Source organism: Arthrobacter sp. TJ-236, assembly GCF_058269235.1.
Window position 1 is genome coordinate 775,156 of record NZ_JBZCNI010000001.1, and the last position, 18,471, is coordinate 793,626.

Genomic DNA, 18,471 nt, shown 5'->3' on the forward strand with positions numbered 1-18,471 from the left:
ACCACGCCGGCCCTGTCGAGGCCGGGATAGAGTTGGAGGGGTCGCTCGACGGAGCGACACCCACGCGCGAGTGGCGGAATTGGTAGACGCGCTGGATTTAGGTTCCAGTGTCTTCGGACGTAGGGGTTCAAGTCCCCTCTTGCGCACCACCTGTGAACCGTCGGAATGCCCTCCCGACACGACGGTCCGCGAGGACGGCCACCCGGTCGGCCATCTGGTCGGACAGCGCTCGCTCGACCCAGGACAGTAAGCCCCGTCGGACCACGGACCGGCGGGGCTTTCCCCTGTCCTGGCCGTCCTGCGCGACTGATCCGGCCATGGCATATGGGGTATCACCGCAGGTCACGGGCAGGTCACGATCATGGCCCCGCGAATTTCTTTCCGGTGCGACCCATCCATCTTCTACGGACGCCCGAAGTACCCCCGAGACATCGACACGATGTGTTTCACCGCAAGAACCCCCGCACGAACCAGTGACCACAGGCACCCGCCGGGTCTCATTTATGGAGGAATTGTCATGGGCATCACCAAGCGCAGGAATCTTTCGATCCTCGGCATCGCAGCCGTTTCCATGTTCGGCCTCGCGGCCTGCGGCGGCGGCGACGAGCCGGCAGCCGAGGCCACCCCGAGCAGTGCAGCAGAGACCACCGAGGCGACCATGGAGGCAACCGAGGAAGCCAGCATGGCGCCCTCGGCCTCGGCTTCGGCTGACGAGATGATGGACCCCGCCGCGAACCTCGTCGGGCCCGGTTGCGCCGGATACGCCGAGCAGGTCCCCGAGGGCGACGGCTCCGTTGCCGGAATGGCACTCCTGCCCGTCACCGGTGCCGCTGCCGCCAACCCGATCCTGACCCAGCTCACCGCTGCCGTCACGGGTGGCCTGAATCCGGACGTCGACCTGGTCGACACGCTGAACAGCGGCGACTTCACGGTCTTCGCACCCGTCGACGACGCCTTCGCAGCCCTTCCCCCGGAGACGGTCGAGAGCCTGAAGACCGACACCGAGGGCCTCACCAGCATCCTCACGTACCACGTCGTCCCCGGCAAGATCCAGCCGGCCGAGCTCGAGGGCACCACGCAGACCACCGCGCAGGGTGCGACCCTCGAGGTCACCGGTACCGGTGACGCGCTGATGGTCAACGACGCCAACGTCATCTGTGGTGGCGTGCAGACCCAGAACGCCGTCGTGTACCTGATCGACGCCGTCCTGACGCCGCCGGCCGCCGGCTGATCATGAATGACCTCCCTGGTACAAACCTCTAACGTGTTCCAGGGATCACGGACGGACCCCCTCGCCCCTCGGCGAGGGGGTCCGTTCTTGTCTGCGTCGATCCGCGGTGAGCGGCTCACCGAACGCCTCATCACCTAGACTGAAGGCCCGCGCCCCCGGTCCCCTCGGACCGGGACACCAGACGTCCTGAAAGTTCCCACCTGTGAATCCTCCCGCCGTGCACCGTCCCGCCCGCGGCCGGCGTCCAGTGGGCGGCCGTGCAGCAGTGGGTCTGGCCGTCTCGCTGCTCGCCCTCACGGCCTGCACCGCGGGTGAGGTGGCCCCTCCCGCCCCGGCCCCCAGCACGACGCCGGCGGTGGTCGAGCAATCCACCTTCACCTTCGGCACCGCGGCCGACCCCCGCACCCTGGATCCCGCGCTCGCCAGCGACACCGAGTCCTACCGCGTCACCCAGCAGATCCTCGAGGGCCTGGTCGGTGTCGATCCCCTGACGTCCGAGCCCACGCCGCTGCTGGCGGAGTCGTGGGAAGAACAGGACAGCGGGCGCACGTACGAGTTCACGCTGCGCGAGGACGTCGTCTTCCACGACGGGCAGACGTTGGACGCCGCCGCCGTCTGTGCCAACTTCGAGCGGTGGTACACGCTCCCCGAGGAGGCTCGCGTCGGAGCGTCGAAACTGCCGTTCGAGAACGTGTTCAAGGCCTTCTCCGACGACCCGGAACTCTCCCTCTACCGTGGCTGCACCGCGGCGGACGACTACACCGTCGAGCTCCGGCTGGCGACAAGGATCACCGGGCTGATCCCCGCCCTCGCCTCGCCGTCGTTCGCCCTCTCCTCCCCTGCGGCGCTCGCGTCGGGTGCCGCGAACGTCCTGAGCGAGACGCGCGAGGGCATCACGCTCTCGCGCTACGGGCAGGCGCCCGTGGGCACCGGGCCCTTCCGCCTGACGGCCTGGGGAGAGAGCGACGTCGAACTCGCGTCCTTCGACGGGTACTGGGGTGAGCGCGGCGAGGTGGAGCGCGTGATGTTCACCACCATCTCCAGCCCGGAGTCGAGGGCGAGGGCGCTGACGTCGGGGCGGATCGACGGGTACGACTTCGTCGCCGTCGACAGCGCGGTGGATCTCGCACGTAACGGACTGCAGTTCCTGCAGCGCGACCCGTACTCCGTGCTGTACCTGGGCATGAACGAGGACTTCCCGGGGATCGACGACGTCCTGTTCCGGCAGGCAGTCGCCCATGCCATCGACAAGAGTGCCCTGATCGAGGGACGCTTCCTCAACGGCACCGCACCCGCGCGTCACTTCATCCCGGAAAAGCTCGGGGTCGGCGACGGGTCGGTGCCCGACTACGGCTACGACCCCGAACTCGCGCAGGAACTGCTGGCGGAATCCGGGTACGACGGACGGGAACTGCCTTTCTACTACCCGCGGAACGTCTCGCGCGCCTACCTGCCCGCGCCGGAGAAGGCGTACGCCGAGCTGAGCCGCCAGCTGACCGAGGCGGGATTCGTCCTCAAGCCCGTCCCGATCGCCTGGAGCGACGGGTACGTGGCCGCCGTGCAGCAATCGGGCGACCGCGCCTTCCACCTGCTGGGGTGGAGTGGCAGCTACCAGGACCCCGACAACTTCGTGGGCCCCCTCTTCGGCGCGTACGGCGAGGAGTTCGGCTACGAGGACCCGCAGCTGTTCAGCAAGATCAACCGGGCCCGGAGTCTCCCGAACGGCGAGGAGCGCACGGCCGCCTACGCCGACATCAGCTCGCAGATCGCGGACCGTCTCCCGGCGGTGCCGCTCGCCTTCCCGATCTCGGCCCTCGCGATGAGCGCACGCGTCACCTCCTACCCCGTGAGCCCGGTGATGAACGAGGTCTTCAACCGCATCGACCTGGCCGGGGTGGAGCCTCTCCCGGAGCCCTCCGACTGACCCGCAGCTCTCCCGGGACGACGTCCCGACGGGCCGCCCCGGCACGCCGTCGGGCGGTCGCGGGCGATGGCTGCGGTCGACTCCCGGATTTAAGTAAGGTCACTGCCAGCGGCTAGGCTTTGGCTGCTAGGACCTCGCGACTGGAGACAAGGTTGACCGCTATGAGCCAGGGCACCCCCGCTGCAACAACCGACGTCGTCCTCATCGGCGGAGGCATCATGAGCGCCACGCTCGGTGCCTTCCTCCGCCAACTCCAGCCGGAGTGGTCCATCTCGCTCTTCGAGCGGCTGGACGTCGCGGGCCTCGAGAGCTCCGATCCCTGGAACAACGCCGGTACCGGCCACTCCGCCCTGTGCGAGCTGAACTACTCCCCCGCGGGCAAGGACGGCTCGGTGGACCCGGCGAAGGCCGTCGCCATCAATGAGCAGTTCCAGGTCTCGCGCCAGTTCTGGTCCCACATGGTGTCCGAAGGGCTGATCGGCGATCCCCGCACCTTCATCAACCCGGTCCCGCACATGAGCTTCGTGTGGGGCCAGGCCAATGCGGAGTACCTGCGACGCCGCTACGAGGCGCTCAGCGCCCAGCCGCTCTTCAGCACCATGGAACACAGCGAGGACCACGACACCATCGCGGGCTGGACGCCCCTGGTCATGGAGGGCCGCGCTCCGTCGCAGCCCGTCGCCGCCTCCCGCGTGGCAGGCGGGACCGACGTCGACTTCGGCTCGCTGACGCGCCAGCTCACCACCTACCTCGAGGGGACGGGCGCTGAACTGAACTACGGCTTCGACGTCCTCGACGTCGCCCGAGCGACCGACGGTCGCTGGGACGTGAAGGTCAAGAACACGGCGACCGGCGCCTCGAGCACCGTCACCACGAAGTTCGTCTTCATCGGCGCCGGCGGTGGAGCACTCCACCTCCTGCAGCGCAGCGGCATCCCTGAGGGCCGGGGGTTCGCCGGCTTCCCGGTCTCGGGACAGTTCCTCCGCTGCACCGATCCGGAGATCGTCGGACGCCACAACGCGAAGGTGTACGGCCAGGCGTCGGTGGGCGCACCGCCCATGTCCGTGCCTCACCTCGACACACGCTTCGTCAAGGGCGAACGCTCCCTCCTGTTCGGCCCCTACGCCGGCTTCTCCACCAAGTTCCTCAAGCGCGGCTCGTACCTCGACCTCCCCACCTCGATCAGGTCGTCGAACCTGGTACCGATGCTGGCGGTCGCCAAGGACAACATGTCGCTGACCAAGTACCTCATCACCGAGGTCCTGAAGAACCGTGACGCGAAGAACGAGGCCCTGACCGATTTCCTGCCGACCGCAGAGGGCGGCACCTGGGAACTGATCTCCGCCGGCCAGCGTGTTCAGGTCATCAAGAAGGCACCGAAGAAGGGCGGGGTGCTGCAGTTCGGCACGGAGGTCATCACGTCCTCGGACGGCACCGTCGGCGCGCTGCTCGGCGCATCACCGGGAGCTTCGACCGCCGCACCCATCATGATCGAGCTCCTCGAGCGTTGTTTCCCGAGCCGCATGTCCGGCTGGGAGCCGAAGCTCAAGGAGATGCTCCCCGGGTACGGCGCGAAACTCAACGAGAACCCGTCACTCGCCGCCGAGGTGCAGTCGCTCACCGATCAGGTCCTCAAACTCACGTAAAGAACGGCGGAGCCAGTCACCGGGCGGCCGTCTGCATCGAAGGCAGGTCTCGTGTTCCGTCTGGCGCATCTCTCCCTGGGCAACCGCGCGCTCATCGCCCTGATCACCGTCTTCGCGTCGGTGTTCGGTGTGATCACCCTCGGGTCGCTCAAGCAGGAGCTCATCCCGTCCCTGGAGTTCCCGCAGATCACGGTGCTCTCGACGGTGCCCGGTGCCTCCCCCGACTACCTGGACCAGCAGGTCAGCGAACCGCTCGAGGCGGCCCTCACGGGCGTGGAGGGGCTCGAGTCGTCGTCCTCGACGTCCCGGACCGGCGTCTCCACCGTCAGCCTCACCTTCGTGTACGGCACCAACCTCGACAGGGCACGGGCGCAGGTGGACCGCGCGATCTCGACGGTGCGGCCGACCCTGCCCGAGGACGTCGAGCCGCAGGCGCTGGCGGGGAGCATCAGCGACCTGCCGATCGTCTTCATGGCGGTGTCCTCGGACCAGCCGCTCAGCGAGCTCAACGGTGATCTCGCGCGGCTGACCGTGCCCCGGCTGCAGAAGATCGAGGGTGTGCGGACGGCCGACATCTCGGGCGGCACCACGCAGCACGTCTCCATCCTCCCGCGACCGGAAGCCCTCGACGCGGCGGGGCTCACGGTCGGTGACCTCACCAGCACGCTCGAGGACAACGGCGCGCTGTTCCCCGTCGGCACCCTGGACGAGGCCCCGCGTTCACTCACCATCCAGGCCGGCAGCCAGGTCGGCTCCCTCGAGGACATCGCCGCGCTCCCCGTCCTGCCGGCGAACCAGGAGGGGCCGCCGTCGGGCCCCGCCCTCACCATCGGCGACGTCGCCGAGGTGGGTCTCGCCGACGACGAGCCCACGTCCATCGCGCGCACCAACGGCGTCGAGACGCTTGCGCTGACGGTGACGAAGGTGCCGGACGCGGACACCGTCGAGATCTCGCAGCAGGTCGTGGCCCTCGTTCCCGAACTCGAGGCGGAACTCGGGAACGGCGCCGACATCACCGTCGTCTTCGACCAGGCGCCCTTCATCGAACGGTCGATCGACGACCTCACCACCGAGGGCGTCCTCGGCCTCGGCTTCGCGGTGCTCATCATCCTCGTGTTCCTGCTCTCGGTCCGGTCCACGCTCGTCACCGCGATCTCGATCCCCCTCTCGCTCCTGATCACGTTCATCGGGCTCTATGCCGCCGGGTACTCGCTGAACCTGCTGACCCTCGGTGCGCTGACCATCGCCATCGGCCGCGTGGTCGACGATTCCATCGTGGTCATCGAAAACATCAAGCGGCATCTCGGCTACGGCGAGGAGAAGCGGGAGGCCATCCTGACCGCCGTCCGCGAGGTGGCCGGAGCCATCACGGCGTCGACCCTCACCACGGTGGCGGTCTTCGCGCCGATCGGCTTCGTCGGCGGTCTCGCCGGCGAGCTCTTCCGTCCGTTCGCCATCACCACGGGTATCGCGCTCCTCGCCTCGCTCGCGGTGTCGCTCACCATCATCCCCGTCCTCGCGTACTGGATCCTGCCGCGCACCGCGACCTCCCGGCGTGGGTCGGCCCGTCACGCCGCCGCGGGTGACGCGTCGTCCCCTGATTCCGTTGCCGCCGACGCAGCCACCTCGGGCGGCACGACGGCGGGCCTCCCCGCCGTCCGGGGTGCGGACGGAGCGCATGCTGCGCCGGCCGGGCGCGAGCGGCTCCCGCTGCTGCAGCGCGGGTACCTGCCCATCCTCACCGTCACGCAGCGGCACCCCGTGATCACGCTGATCAGCGGGCTGATCGTCCTCGGGGCGACGGCGGCGATGGTGCCCTTCCTCCCCACCAACCTGCTCAGCGGTTCGGGACAGAACAGCTTCACGGTCACGCAGACCCTGGCGCCGGGATCCAGCCTGCAGACCACCGCGGCCGCTGCCGAGCGCACCGAGGACCTCCTCTCCGGAACACCCGAGATCCGTGACGTCCAATTGACGGTGGGCAACGCCGAGGGTGCCTTCGCCGCCCAGTTCTCCGGGGGTGCGTCGGTGGCCACCTTCACCGTCATCACGGACGAGGACGCCGACCAGGACTCCCTTCAGGAGTCGGTGCGCGCGGACCTCGAGGGCCTGCAGGACGCCGGAACCTTCTCCGTCTCGTCGCAGCAGAGTGGCTTCGGGACCTCGAGCACGATCGACGTGGACATCACAGCACCCCTCCCCGAGGACCTCGAGGCAGCGAACACCGCCGTCCTCGACGGCCTCCAGGGGGTCGACGGCGCCGGTGAGATCAGCAGCAACCTCTCGTCCGCGCAGCCCCAGGTGCAGATCGACGTGGACCGCGCGGCGGCCGTCGCCTCGGGGCTGACCGAGGGTCAGATCGCCGGGCTGCTCGGCGGGAGCATCAGTCCCGTCCCCGCCGGGTCCGTCCGCTTCGGGGCCGAGGACTTCCCCGTCCTGATCGGTGAGGGAACGGAGATCACGAGTCTCGACCAGCTGCGGAACCTGCAGATCCCGACGGCGCAGGGGCCCGTTCCCCTCACCGCCGTCGCGTCCGTCGAGGAGGTGCAGGTTCCCCTCACCGTCACAAGTTCCAACGGCGAGCGCACCGCCCAGGTGACCATCACGCCCTCTGGCAACGACCTCGGGACGCTGACGACGGCGGTCACCGAGCGGCTCGAGGGTATCGACCTGCCGCCCGGCGCCACGGCTACGGTGGGTGGCGCGTCGGCCCAGCAGGCAGAGTCCTTCGACCAGCTGTTCCTGGCCCTGTGGGCGGCGGTCGCGATCGTCTACGTGATCATGGTCGCGACCTTCAAGAGTCTCGTCCAACCGCTGATCCTGCTCGTCTCGATCCCGTTCGCGGCCACCGGCGCCATCGCGCTCCTGCTGGTCACGGGCATTCCGCTCGGCCTGCCGTCCCTGATCGGCATGCTGATGCTCGTCGGGATCGTCGTCACCAACGCGATCGTCCTGATCGACCTCATCAACCAGTACAGGCTGCCGCATCAGGGTCGGCCGGGGCTCAAGGTGCCGGACGCCATACGCGAGGGCGCTCGCCAGCGCCTCCGGCCCATCCTCATGACGGCGCTCGCCACGATCTTCGCCCTGACGCCCCTGGCGCTGGGGCTCACCGGCAAGGGCGGCTTCATCTCGCAGCCGCTCGCCGTCGTGGTCATCGGCGGTCTGGTGTCCTCGACGGCGCTGACGCTCGTCCTCGTTCCCGTGCTCTACAGGCTGGTGGAGGGACGCCGGGAGGAGCGCGCCGACCGACGACGTGCCGCTGGCTGACGTCAGGCATCGCGGCACCGACGGGCGGACAATCGGCGTAGACTAGATGCAAAAGTATCGACCTGCGACGACGGAAGGTGGACGGTCGTCATGACGGAGCACCAGACAGTGCATCCCGCACCGCGCGAGGCTCCGCACGCGGCCCCCGCGACCGCGGGCCACGCACCGACGGATTCCTCTCCCACGCAATCGGCGGGTGGTGCCGCGGCAACCGGAAGGGCCGGGGTGCGGCAGGCCTCGGAGACGTGGGAGTCCCTGTTCCGTGCGCAGGTGGGCGTCATGCGCCGGATCCGCCAGGATCCCGTGTTCCGCGAGCTGGCCATCGGCGAGTACGACGTCCTCTTCAACCTGACACGGTGCCCCACGGGGTGGACGCGCCTCAACGAACTCAATCACCACCTGCTGATCAGCCAGCCGAGCCTCAGTCGGATGGTGGACCGGCTCGAGGCGAAGAACCTCGTGCGGAGGCGACCCGCAGAGGGTGACCACCGTGGCGTCGAGCTCGCGCTGACCGATGAGGGGCGTGCTCTCCAGCGGCGTATCGGCGCCACGCACGTAGTCCGCATCCAGGAGGTGCTGGCGCCCGTGCTCGACGCCGCCGAGATGGAGCAGCTGAAGGCGCTGACCGACAAGATCAACGCGCACCTCGGCTAGCGCGGCCCCGACAGACGACGACTCAGCGCATCGTCCGCGCATGGTCACCGATGCGTCAACGCATAGTCACCGGTTCGCCCGTCCGATCCATCGGCAGGTGATCCACCGTCGCCGTGACGGTCAGTGAGGAGAGCTGCAGTGATCCTCCCACCGTCGAGAGGAAGGCCGTATCCGTCGCGTCCCGGCCGGTGGCGATGCGCAGCATCGAGGCCCGGGGTGCGAGCCCCGTCGCATCGACGAGGTGCCACGAGCCGTCGACCCACGCCTCGACGACGGCGTGGAAGTCCATCGGATCGAGACCCGGCGCGTAGACGGACGCGAGCCGCGCCGGGACGTCCCGAGCGCGCAGCAGCGCGATGACGAGGTGCGCGTAGTCGCGGCACACCCCCCGACGGGAGAGCAGCGTGTCCACCGCGCCGTCGGTGAAGCGGGAGGACCCCGGCACGTAGGAGAGCTCGTCGGCCACCCAGTCCCTGACCTGCTGGATGAGCTCGAGCCCCTGGACACCCGGGAACAGGGCGTAGGCCGTCGGCAGCACGACGTCGGATTCGCAGTAGCGGCTGGGGCGCACGTACGTCACGAGATCGACGTCGTCCGTCGGTGGCTGATCGGCGGTCCCCGTGACCACGGCGCGGTAGTGCACCCGGAGTTCCGCGGCCCGCGGTGTGTCCACGATGTGCAGCCGGGCGCCGTTCGCGTCGCGGTGCTCGCGCGGCGCGGTCTCGCGACCGTCCACGAGGACGGTCAGGCGCTCGTCGACGTCGTCGTAGTCCTCGGGCCGCGCGACCGCGACAGCGAGGACCGAGCGGGTGCCGGCGATCGTGGTGCCCGTGAGGTCGGCGGTGACGGTGCGTTGCATGTGATCGGCGCTCCTGATGGTCGGCGCCCCTGATCGACGCGTCCGTTCCGCTCCTCCGCAGACCGAGCAGGCGTGGATGAGCGAGGTCGTTCCAACTCTATGCTGGGGATCGGACAACACCGGGCGCCGCTCATCCGGCGGCGCAGCAGCAGGAAAGGTATCTCGTGAGCGACTTCACAGCGGACATGATCGGCGACCTGACGGGAAAGCACGCCGTCGTCACCGGCGCCAACAGCGGGCTGGGCCTGCAGACGGCGGTCGCCCTGGCACGCAAGGGAGCCAGGGTGGTACTGGCGTGCCGTGACGAACAGCGGGGGCGGGATGCCGAGCGGCGCGTCCGGTCGCTCGTGGGCGACGACTCCGCCGAGCTGCGCCTGCTGGACCTCGCGAGCCTCACGTCGGTGCGGTCCTTCGCGGCCGGGCTGTCGGATCCGGTGGACATCCTGGTCAACAACGCCGGCGTCATGGCCACCCCGAAGGCCTCGACGGCGGACGGGTTCGAGCTCCAGTTCGGCACCAACCACCTCGGGCACTTCGCCCTGACCGGCCTGCTCCTCCCGCTGCTCCACGCAGCCGGCTCGGCGCGCGTGGTCACGCTCTCCAGCCTCGCCCACAAGCGCGGACGCATCGACTTCGGAGACCTGCAGTCCGAACGGCGGTACCGGCGCTGGGCTGCCTATGGGCAGAGCAAGATCGCGAACCTGTACTTCATGGTCGAGCTCGACCGCCGCGTCCGCGCCGCCGGATGGGATGTCATCTCGACGGCCGCCCATCCCGGCCTCGCGAAGACGAACCTCACAGCGGGCATGAAGACCCCGGTCCTGGACCTCCTGAGCGGCTTCGTCAGCGTCATGGCCCAGTCGGACGCCGCCGGCGCGCTGCCCACCCTCTACGCGGCGACCATGCCCGATGTCCAGGGCGGTGACTACTACGGACCCTCCGGCCCCGGCGAGACCCGCGGCGCTCCACGGCTCGTGGCTCCGGTCCCGCGCGTGCTCGACCGCGACGTCGCCGTGAGGCTCTGGAACCGGAGCATGGAGCTCACCGGCGTCGACTACTCGGCGCTGCGACCCGCAGGCTGAACCCACCCGGATCGACGCGGCCGCTCCCCTGTCACTGCGCCGGAGCGGTCGCCAGCTGGAGCGAGCTGATCATCTCGCGGATGGTCGTGAACTCCGGGGTCTCGTAGTAGGCCTCGGCCTCGCCGATGGTGCCGAACGACACCGTCTGCGGCCCCGTGTTCGCGGGTGCCTTGGGTGCGAGCACCTCCAGATCCCCGAAGCTCACGCGCCCCAGCGTCCCACCGCCGTCGACCGTGTTCGTCAGTGAGCACGCCAGTCCGTCGGCGCCGCCCACCTGGTCCGTGACGCCGTAGGCACCGAAGAACCGGAAGCCCGTGATGAGGCGGACCACGAAGCGCGGCTCGATGTCGGTCGATGCCGGAGGGACCTCCGTCAGCGCGAGCGGCTCGCTCCCGATCACGAAGTACTCGGCACGCTGCGCGTCCGGGCAGGGCTCCTCCTGCGTGAGGATGCCCGAGTGGACCTCCGCAACGGTGGCACCCTCGGGAGTCCGGACGGCGTAGTGGAGCGAGTCGGGTGCGTACACGCCTGGCTCGGGCTGCAGGGGCTGGACCACCCAGGCCTCGGGCAGCTCGAAGCTCAGCTGCCGCGAGGGGTCCGAGAACACCTTCCACCCCTCGCGCGCTTCACGGACGGGCACGGTCGGTGCCTCAGCGGTGGGCGTCGCCGCCGGAGCACCGGAGGCCGTCGGCGTACTGTCCGCCTCGGGCTGCCCGCCGCCGGTGCAACCTGTCAGGAGCAGGGACGCCGCGAGGGCGACCACGGCAAGCCGCGGACGGATGAGGGCGGTCCGCCGGGAACGCACTGCACCACGGCTCCCCGCCGTCGTACTCGTGGTCGCGCTGATGACCCTGTCCATGGCGTCCCTCCCTCAGCCGTGCCCGGTGCGGCCAGTCTAGGGCGCTACGAGCCGGGCGGTGCCGTGCCGGTCGGCGCGGCGGCCGCGTGCCGTGCGCCAGGTGGAGTCAGGTGGAGTCCGGCGGACCCGACCAAGCCGGCCCAGCCCGGCCGGGCACCTCGGCGTCCCACACCGCCGACGGTTCGGCAGGGCGCAAGGTCCCCGGAACACGAGGGCGCGCCCGTGGTGACCCGGGCGCTCACCTACAGTGTGAGCATGGATCATCACGCAGTGACCGACGTCGAGGGCATCGACCCCCGGCTCACCATCACCCGCAGCGACGCGGCCGCTCCGCTCGAGCTACCTCCGGTGCTCCTGCTGCACGGCTTCGGTTCGTCGTCGCGGAGGAACTGGATGGACACGGGCTGGGTCCGGGTCCTGAACGAGGCCGGGCGTTCGGTGATCATGATCGATCTTCCGGCGCACGGGGACAGTGCCGCTCCTGGGGATGCAGGGGCATACACGCCCAGCCGGATGCGCGCCGACATCCTGCAGGCCCTGTTCGACGAGCGGGTGGTCCCCCTCCACACGGATCATCCGCGCTCGGGCGTGGATCTGGTGGGGTACTCGCTGGGAGCGCGCCTCGCCTGGGAGTTCGGCGCCACCCAGCCGGAACTGGTCCGTCGCATGGTCCTCGGCGGACCGGGCACCGCCGACCCGCTCGCCACCTTCGATCTCGAGGGCGCCGAGCGCTCCATCGCCGGCGGCCCGCCACCCTCCGACCCGACGACCGCGGATCTTCTCCGCATGGCGCGCGCGGTTCCGGACAACGACCTGCCGTCCCTGCTCGCCATGGCCTCCGCCGTCGGGACGGAACCCTTCGACCCGGAGGCGGCCGTACCCCGCATGCCCGTCCTGCTGGTCGCGGGCGACGACGACGACTACGCGGGAGGCATCGACGATCTTGCGCGGTGGTCCGGCGCGGACGTTCTGAGGATCCCGGGCCGCAACCACGCGAGCACGATCACGGCGCGCAGCTTCAAGGACGCCGCGGTCACGTTCCTGGGCTGAGCGGCTACGGACGACGGCGGAGGACCGCCGCGGACACGATGCCGAGCACCAGCAGCACCACTGATGCCGCCGCCGGCACCACCGCTGCGGCGCCGGCAGCCGCCGATTCCGCCAGTGTCCCGGCGACGGCGGAGCCGATCGCCGTACCCGTGACGATCCCGCTCGCGAGCAGGGTCATGACCGTCCCGAGACGATGAGCGGGAGCGACGTCCGCGCCGATCGAGAAGATCGTGACCATGGTGGGGCCCACGAAGACACCGAGGACGAACAGCACCAGCAACATCGACACGATGGTCGCCGGGAGGGCGAGTGCTGTGGCGGCCAGTACCATACCCGCGGCCGACGCCGTCCACCTGCCCGCATGCGCGAAGCGCGGCGACCAGTAGGCGACGGACAACGCTGCGGCAGCCGAGCTGAGGCCCATCACGGCATACAGGAGCCCGGACGTCTCGGCGGCGCCGAACGCACCCGCGAAAGCGGTGAGGAAGGTCTGGGTGGAGCCGAAGAACGTCCCGATCGCGATCATCCCGAGGACGGGGAGCAGCACGAGTGCGGTGGTGCTCGACGGCCCGTCCGACGACGCGTCCTCACCGTCCGCGGTATGGGTATCGGGTGAACCGGCGGGGACGTTCTCCGCCGGCGACGGCGTCCTCGCCCGCTGCGACGCGGCGTCGCTCTCGGCCACGGTGCGGTGGACGGCGAACGCCGTCACGAGGGTGATGGTCAGGGCGGCGGCCAGGGCGAGGGGCAGCCACGGCGCGATGAGGCTGGCGAGAAGGCCGACCAGCGCGGGGCCGAGCACGAACGTGAGCTCGTCCGCCGTGCCCTCGTACGAGAGTGCGGTGTCGAGATCCGACCTCGGCCCGCGCTGCGTCATCGCCATCCAGCGAACACGTGCGAGCGGCCCGATCTGCGGGCAGGTGAAACCGACGGCGAAGGAGGCGACCAGCACGACGGCGAGGGCGCTGCCGCTGAAGTCGTCGACGAGGAGCGCGGCGGCGAGGAGCGCGAGCGTGACCGCCGTGTTCAGCACCGCGGAGACGAGGAGGACGATCCGCTGGCCGCGCCTGTCGGCGAGGAAGCCGAGCAGCGGCGCACCGAGCGCGGAGCCGACGCCGACGGCGCCGGCCGCGAAGCCTCCCGCGGCGTAGGACGAGCTCTGGGTGGTCACGAGGGTCAGGGCTCCGACCGTGAGCATCGCCAACGGTAGCCGTGCGAAGAGGCCGATGACGAGGAAGGAGCGCCCTGCGAGCCGCGGGAGGACGCCGAACCTGCCGAGACGCGATCGTCTCTCGGAGCTCGTGTCCATGCGGCTGGCGGCGCTGCTCTTGGCGCTGCTACCGAGTCTGGCGTGAGGGGCCGACGTCGGCTGGGCGGTCGAACTCGAGGTGACCGCGTCGGGACTGTGTGACGTTGCCGCCGGGGAAGAGGAAGATCGCATGTGCTTTCCGGGTGCTTGGATCGCGCATCGTCCCCCCTCCCGATGCGCCCAACCCGTCAACACGCCGATTTTACACGCTGACGGGCTGCTCCACGAAGTGCAGTGTCGAGCCCTGCCGACCCTTCACGACCTGCAGCTGGGCACCGACGCGCTGCTTCAGTTCCGGGACGTGACTGACGAGGCCCACCACGCGCCCGCCGCTCCTCAACCCTTCGAGTGCGTCCATGACCTGTTCGAGCGCCTGGTCGTCGAGCGACCCGAACCCCTCGTCGACGAAGAGCGTCTCGATGTCGAGGCCGCCCGATTCCTGCTGCACCACATCGGCGAGGCCGAGCGCGAGGGCGAGGGAGGCCATGAAGGACTCCCCTCCGGACAGCGTCGCCGTGTCACGGCGGTTGCCCGTCCACCCGTCGATCACGTTCAGCCCGAGCCCCGACCGCCTGTTCCCCGACGTGGCATCGCTGTGCACCAGCGCGTACCGACCGTCCGACATCTGCAGCAGTCTCTCCGTGGCAGCAGCCGCGACCTGTTCGAGCCGGGAGGCGAGGACGTAGGTGGCCAGCGGCATCTTGTACAGGTTCTCCCCTCCCCCGCGCGCCGTCTCGGCCAGGCCCGTGATCATCCGGGCGCGCGAGCGCAGCGGTCCGGTCACGGCCTCCAGGTCCGCCAGCCGCCGCGCGTACGTCCTGAGCTGCGTCACCGACTGGGCGAGGACCTCCGCGCCGATACCCGCCGTGTGCGCCCGCGCCCGCAGTGATTCCGCCTCGGTGCGTGCCCGGGCCTCGTCGTCATCCGTGGGGGCAGGAACGCCGCTTTGCTCCTCCCGCAGGCTCTCCTGGACCACGGCCTCCGACCACGCGGCCTCGAGCCGGTGGCCCTGCGCTTCATGGTCCTTGACGAGGGTGGTCAGGTGGATCCGCTCGGTCTCGGGGAGCAGCGCGCCCCGCGCCGCGTCCCCGGTGGCGAACGCCGTGTCCTTCAGTGCGCTCTGCAATCGGTGCCGACTGCGCGTCAGGGCGTCCTGGGCCCCGAGGAGTGCGTCCAGCGCGCTGCGGGCAGCATCGAGATCGGCGGCGGCGGACTCCACCGCCTCCAGCCGTGCCGAGAGGGACGGCGCGTCCCGCTGCAGCTCTGCGAGGCGGTCCACGAGTGAGGCCTCCTGCTCGAGCCAGGAGACACGACGGGACGCCACGGTGGACTGTTCGTCGCGCAGGGCCTCCCGGATAGCCAAGGAGGCGTCCTCCTCCCGCACCATCTGCTCGATCTGCCGGTCCAGCGATCGGACACGCACTTCCGCGGCGTGCGCGCCGTCCACCGCTCCCCTGGCGGTGCGCGTCCGCGCGGCGGCCTCCTGCCTGCCGACGGCGCCGCCCCGGGCTCCGAGATCTGCGACCTCGAGGCGCGTCGCGTCCCGCAGGTCACGCACCTCGTGCAGTGCCTCCTCGGCGGCGGCCTGGACGTCCCGTGCGGACTGTTCCTCATCGAGCGTGATGCGTCCGGTTCCTCCTGAGGAGGCGGGCCGGGGGTGGTCGATGCTGCCGCACACCGCGCAGGGCTGGCCCGGCTGGAGCCGATCGGCGAGTTCGACGGCCGCTTCCTCGAGCCGCCGCTGCAGCAGCGCGAGCCAGTGCTCCTTCAGCTCGAGGAACCGTGCCGCAGCGTCACGGTGCGTGTCCTCCGTCGTGTCGAGCCGCCGTCGGGCGTCCTCGTACTGCACGACGAGGGCTTCCGCCGCCTCCGCGGCCGTGAGTTCGGCGCGCAGGTGTTCGATCCCCTCGGCCGCCACGCGGGCGGCGGCGAGGTCACGAGTGGCGGCAGTCCGGGCGGTCCTAAGCCGCTCGAGCTCGACGTCGATCTCGATCGTCCGGTCGGCGATCTGCACGAGCCGTGCGTCGGCCGTGGAGAGTTCGGAGCGGAGGGCGAGGAGCCGCTCCTCGTCCGGGAGAGCAGCGCGCAGCATGGTGAGCGCCGCGGTGGCTGCCGCGCACGCGGTCGTGAGCACGGAGCCCGACTGCTCGGTCGGTGCTTGCGCGTCGCCCCCCATGAAGGCGGACACCACGGCATTCTGCCCGAGACGAGCGACGGCGAGCCGGTGGGACCCGGTAGCCTCGTCGGCGGTAGCCCGCGCCTCGTCCTCCAGGTGGAGCAGTGAGGACAGGCCGAGCGCCTCGTCGTGACGCCGGAGGAGCTCCGTGGCCGGCCCGACATCGTTCCCGAGTGCCTCGTGCTCGGCGCGCTGGCGCTGCAGGCGCTGCAGGGCATCCCGGCGCTCGCGTCGTCGCCGGAGCGCGCTCAGGGCGCCGTCGGCGAGCGCGCTCCGCTCGGCCAGATCAGTACTCTGTGCCTCCGCGGCCTCCCGCCGTTCCGCCAGCGCCTCGGTGAGCGTCTGCACCGCCCCGGCACGATCGCTCACCGTCTCCGGGTCCACGCCGAGCTCGAGGGCCGCGACGTCATGGCGCTCCGCCTCCTCGACGGCCCTGAGCAGGAGGTTGCGCTGGCGTTCCTCGTGCTCCGACACCTCCCGCGCCGCACGGTGACCCTGCTCGGTGAGGTGGCTCTCGAGGTCCTCGAAGCGCGCCGTCGAGAACAGGCGCTGCAGGAGCTCCCGGCGTGGCTTCGCGTCGGCACGGAGGAAGGCGGCGAACTCGCCCTGCGGCAGCATGACGACCTTCGTGAACTGATCCTTGTCCATCCCCAGCAGGGTCTGCAGTTCCAACCCCGCCTCGTCGTTCCGAGCCGATTTCCGCACCCACTCGCCCGCTACGTACTCGCTCAGGAGGGTCCGTGCCTGCTCACTCGTCGTTCCGCCGCCGCGCTTCGCGGGCCGCTCCCAGGAGGGCGAGCGCACCACGCGGTAGCGGCGGCCCCCCGCCGAGAACTCCAGGGAGACCTCCGGCGCGACCCCATCCGCGGCATGGTCGCTGCGGAGCCTCTTGGCGGCGTGCCTGGCACCCGGCACCGAACCGTAGAGGGCGAAGCAGACGGCGTCGAGCACGCTGGACTTGCCCGCTCCCGTGGGGCCGTTGAGGAGGAAGAGTCCCTGACTCGAGAGCACGTCGAAATCGACGCTCTGCCTGTCCGCGAAGGGACCGAACGCCTGGATCTCGAGACGGTGGAGTCGCATGCCGCTTCTACCTCTCGTGCGCGAGGCTCAGGACGGCGTCGACCGCGGACCGGATGACGGTCTCCTCCTCCTCGGAGGTGGTGCGCCCCCTGACGTGATCGAGGAATCCGCAGCAGATCTCGGCATCATCGCGTGCTTCGGCGATGCGCTGACTGTAGGTGCGCTGGTCCTCGCGCGCGCCGCCTTCGGGCGCGAACGCGAGGACGAGGGTATCGGGGAAACGCGTGCGCAACCGCTCCATGGCTCGTGCCGGCCGCTCCGCATCCGTGAGCGTGACATGGCAGTACGCGGATTCCGCCCAGGCGAGGTCCTCGCGCGCCAGGAGGTCCTCCAGCGCTCCGCTGATCACCGCCAGCTCACGGGGCGCGGGCCAGTCGACGCTCAGGATCTCACCGATGCCGTCCGCGGTGACGTCGAGCAGCCAGGCGCCCTTGTTCTGCCGTGCCTCCGAGAACGAGTACGCGAGGGGCGACCCGGAGTACCGCACCGTCTCGGACAGTTTCTGCTTGCCGTGCAGGTGCCCGAGTGCGCTGTAGTCGAAGCCGTCGAAGAGGCCGAGCGGCACCGATCCGAGGCCCCCGATGGCGAGATCGCGCTCGCTGTCCGTGCTCGCGCCCCCGGCGGCGAACGTGTGGGCCATGACGATCGAGACGACCCGACCCTCCGTGCTCCGGCGGGCGATGTCCTCGCGCACCCTGGCGAGCGCGGCTCGCGTGACCGCGGTGTGCGTCCCCGCTTCCGCCTCGAGCGCTCCGGCCACGACGCGCGGCTCGAGGTAGGGGATGCCGTAGACCGCGAGATGGGTGTCCTCACCCAGCGGCTCGATGACGGGTGTGCCGATGTCCTCGAGGCGCGTGCGCAGGTGGACCCCGCCCCGCGCGAGGATGCGCCCACCGAAACCGAGCCTCGTGGCCGAGTCGTGGTTGCCGCTTGTCACGACCACCTGGGCACCGGCGACCGTGAGCCGCTCCAGCGCGTCGTCGAAGAGAGCGACGACGTCCACGGCGGGTAGCGCCCGATCGTAGACGTCACCCGCGACGAGGACGAGCCGCACGCCCTCCTCCCGCACCGTCTTCTCGAGGTTGTCGATGAAGATCCGCTGGGCGTCGAGGGTGCCTGTGCCGTGGAAGGAACGGCCCAGGTGCCAGTCGGACGTGTGCAGGATCTTCATGATTTTCACGCTACCGCTGCTCTCCGACATTCGACGCCCGAGCTCGCGGCGAGCCCCGTTCAAGACCTCGGCGGGCCCTTCCAGTCCACCATCGAGGCGCCCCGCAGGGCATCCCGGCACCCGCACGGGTCGGTCCGGCGACCCGCCGGCCGAGGGACCG

12 protein-coding genes and 1 tRNA gene are annotated in these 18,471 nt (G+C 70.2%); 8 read left to right on the forward strand and 5 right to left on the reverse strand.

The features are described 5' to 3' along the window. The first annotated feature begins 64 nt into the window (after positions 1 to 64). The 6 genes from AC4D16_RS03620 to AC4D16_RS03645 all read left to right on the forward strand — a co-directional run bounded on the left by AC4D16_RS03620 (position 65) and on the right by AC4D16_RS03645 (position 8,725). Positions 65 to 149 (forward strand) — tRNA-Leu (locus AC4D16_RS03620). A gap of 368 nt (positions 150 to 517) precedes the next feature. Continuing rightward, positions 518 to 1,231, forward strand: a complete 714-nt coding sequence (locus tag AC4D16_RS03625; protein WP_490948903.1) for a fasciclin domain-containing protein — start codon at positions 518 to 520, stop codon at positions 1,229 to 1,231. A 217-nt stretch (positions 1,232 to 1,448) separates the two neighbouring features. After that, positions 1,449 to 3,155: an ABC transporter substrate-binding protein gene (locus AC4D16_RS03630; protein ID WP_490948902.1), complete on the forward strand. Its 1,707-nt coding sequence runs from the start codon at positions 1,449 to 1,451 to the stop codon at positions 3,153 to 3,155. Between the two features lie 161 nt (positions 3,156 to 3,316). Beyond that, positions 3,317 to 4,801, forward strand: coding sequence for a malate:quinone oxidoreductase (locus AC4D16_RS03635; protein WP_490953980.1), 1,485 nt, complete (start codon positions 3,317 to 3,319; stop codon positions 4,799 to 4,801). 51 nt (positions 4,802 to 4,852) lie between these two features. Then, the gene (locus AC4D16_RS03640) at positions 4,853 to 8,071 is read left to right on the forward strand and encodes an efflux RND transporter permease subunit (protein WP_490953981.1); all 3,219 of its coding nucleotides are present in this window, start codon (positions 4,853 to 4,855) and stop codon (positions 8,069 to 8,071) included. Between the two features lie 90 nt (positions 8,072 to 8,161). After that, positions 8,162 to 8,725, forward strand: coding sequence for a MarR family winged helix-turn-helix transcriptional regulator (locus AC4D16_RS03645; RefSeq protein WP_490953982.1), 564 nt, complete (start codon positions 8,162 to 8,164; stop codon positions 8,723 to 8,725). Positions 8,726 to 8,780: 55 nt separating this feature from the next. Here AC4D16_RS03645 and AC4D16_RS03650 read toward each other — a convergent pair whose 3' ends face one another. Continuing rightward, positions 8,781 to 9,584 carry a transglutaminase-like domain-containing protein gene (locus AC4D16_RS03650; RefSeq protein WP_490953983.1) on the reverse strand — a complete coding sequence of 268 codons (804 nt, stop codon included), beginning with the start codon at positions 9,582 to 9,584 and terminating at the stop codon, positions 8,781 to 8,783. A gap of 164 nt (positions 9,585 to 9,748) precedes the next feature. Here AC4D16_RS03650 and AC4D16_RS03655 point away from each other — a divergent pair, with 164 nt between their 5' ends. Continuing rightward, a complete protein-coding gene (locus tag AC4D16_RS03655) occupies positions 9,749 to 10,666 on the forward strand; it encodes an oxidoreductase (protein ID WP_490953984.1) in 918 nt (305 codons plus the stop codon). A gap of 31 nt (positions 10,667 to 10,697) precedes the next feature. Here AC4D16_RS03655 and AC4D16_RS03660 read toward each other — a convergent pair whose 3' ends face one another. Continuing rightward, complete coding sequence (locus AC4D16_RS03660; protein ID WP_490953985.1) at positions 10,698 to 11,525, reverse strand: hypothetical protein; 828 nt, start codon at positions 11,523 to 11,525, stop codon at positions 10,698 to 10,700. A gap of 255 nt (positions 11,526 to 11,780) precedes the next feature. Between AC4D16_RS03660 and AC4D16_RS03665 the strand changes: the two genes are divergently transcribed. Further along, positions 11,781 to 12,575 (forward strand): alpha/beta fold hydrolase, encoded by a 795-nt coding sequence (locus AC4D16_RS03665; protein WP_490953986.1) that lies wholly within the window; start codon positions 11,781 to 11,783, stop codon positions 12,573 to 12,575. Positions 12,576 to 12,579: 4 nt separating this feature from the next. Here AC4D16_RS03665 and AC4D16_RS03670 read toward each other — a convergent pair whose 3' ends face one another. From AC4D16_RS03670 to AC4D16_RS03680, 3 genes are all read right to left on the reverse strand, one after another. After that, positions 12,580 to 13,884: an MFS transporter gene (locus tag AC4D16_RS03670; protein ID WP_490953987.1), complete on the reverse strand. Its 1,305-nt coding sequence runs from the start codon at positions 13,882 to 13,884 to the stop codon at positions 12,580 to 12,582. A gap of 202 nt (positions 13,885 to 14,086) precedes the next feature. Beyond that, positions 14,087 to 17,140, reverse strand: coding sequence for an AAA family ATPase (locus AC4D16_RS03675; protein WP_490953988.1), 3,054 nt, complete (start codon positions 17,138 to 17,140; stop codon positions 14,087 to 14,089). Between the two features lie 7 nt (positions 17,141 to 17,147). Next, entirely contained in the window at positions 17,148 to 18,311 is a 1,164-nt protein-coding gene (locus AC4D16_RS03680; protein ID WP_490948892.1) for an exonuclease SbcCD subunit D, read from the reverse strand. Positions 18,312 to 18,471 lie beyond the last annotated feature (160 nt).

Coding starts and splice junctions, on each gene's coding strand:
- AC4D16_RS03660 (WP_490953985.1), bottom strand. CDS start 11,525: ATGGACAGGGTCATCAGCGCGACCACGAGTACGACGGCGGGGAGCCGT.
- AC4D16_RS03675 (WP_490953988.1), bottom strand. CDS start 17,140: ATGCGACTCCACCGTCTCGAGATCCAGGCGTTCGGTCCCTTCGCGGAC.
- AC4D16_RS03635 (WP_490953980.1), top strand. CDS start 3,317: ATGAGCCAGGGCACCCCCGCTGCAACAACCGACGTCGTCCTCATCGGC.
- AC4D16_RS03670 (WP_490953987.1), bottom strand. CDS start 13,884: ATGGACACGAGCTCCGAGAGACGATCGCGTCTCGGCAGGTTCGGCGTC.
- AC4D16_RS03665 (WP_490953986.1), top strand. CDS start 11,781: ATGGATCATCACGCAGTGACCGACGTCGAGGGCATCGACCCCCGGCTC.
- AC4D16_RS03680 (WP_490948892.1), bottom strand. CDS start 18,311: ATGAAGATCCTGCACACGTCCGACTGGCACCTGGGCCGTTCCTTCCAC.
- AC4D16_RS03650 (WP_490953983.1), bottom strand. CDS start 9,584: ATGCAACGCACCGTCACCGCCGACCTCACGGGCACCACGATCGCCGGC.
- AC4D16_RS03645 (WP_490953982.1), top strand. CDS start 8,162: ATGACGGAGCACCAGACAGTGCATCCCGCACCGCGCGAGGCTCCGCAC.
- AC4D16_RS03625 (WP_490948903.1), top strand. CDS start 518: ATGGGCATCACCAAGCGCAGGAATCTTTCGATCCTCGGCATCGCAGCC.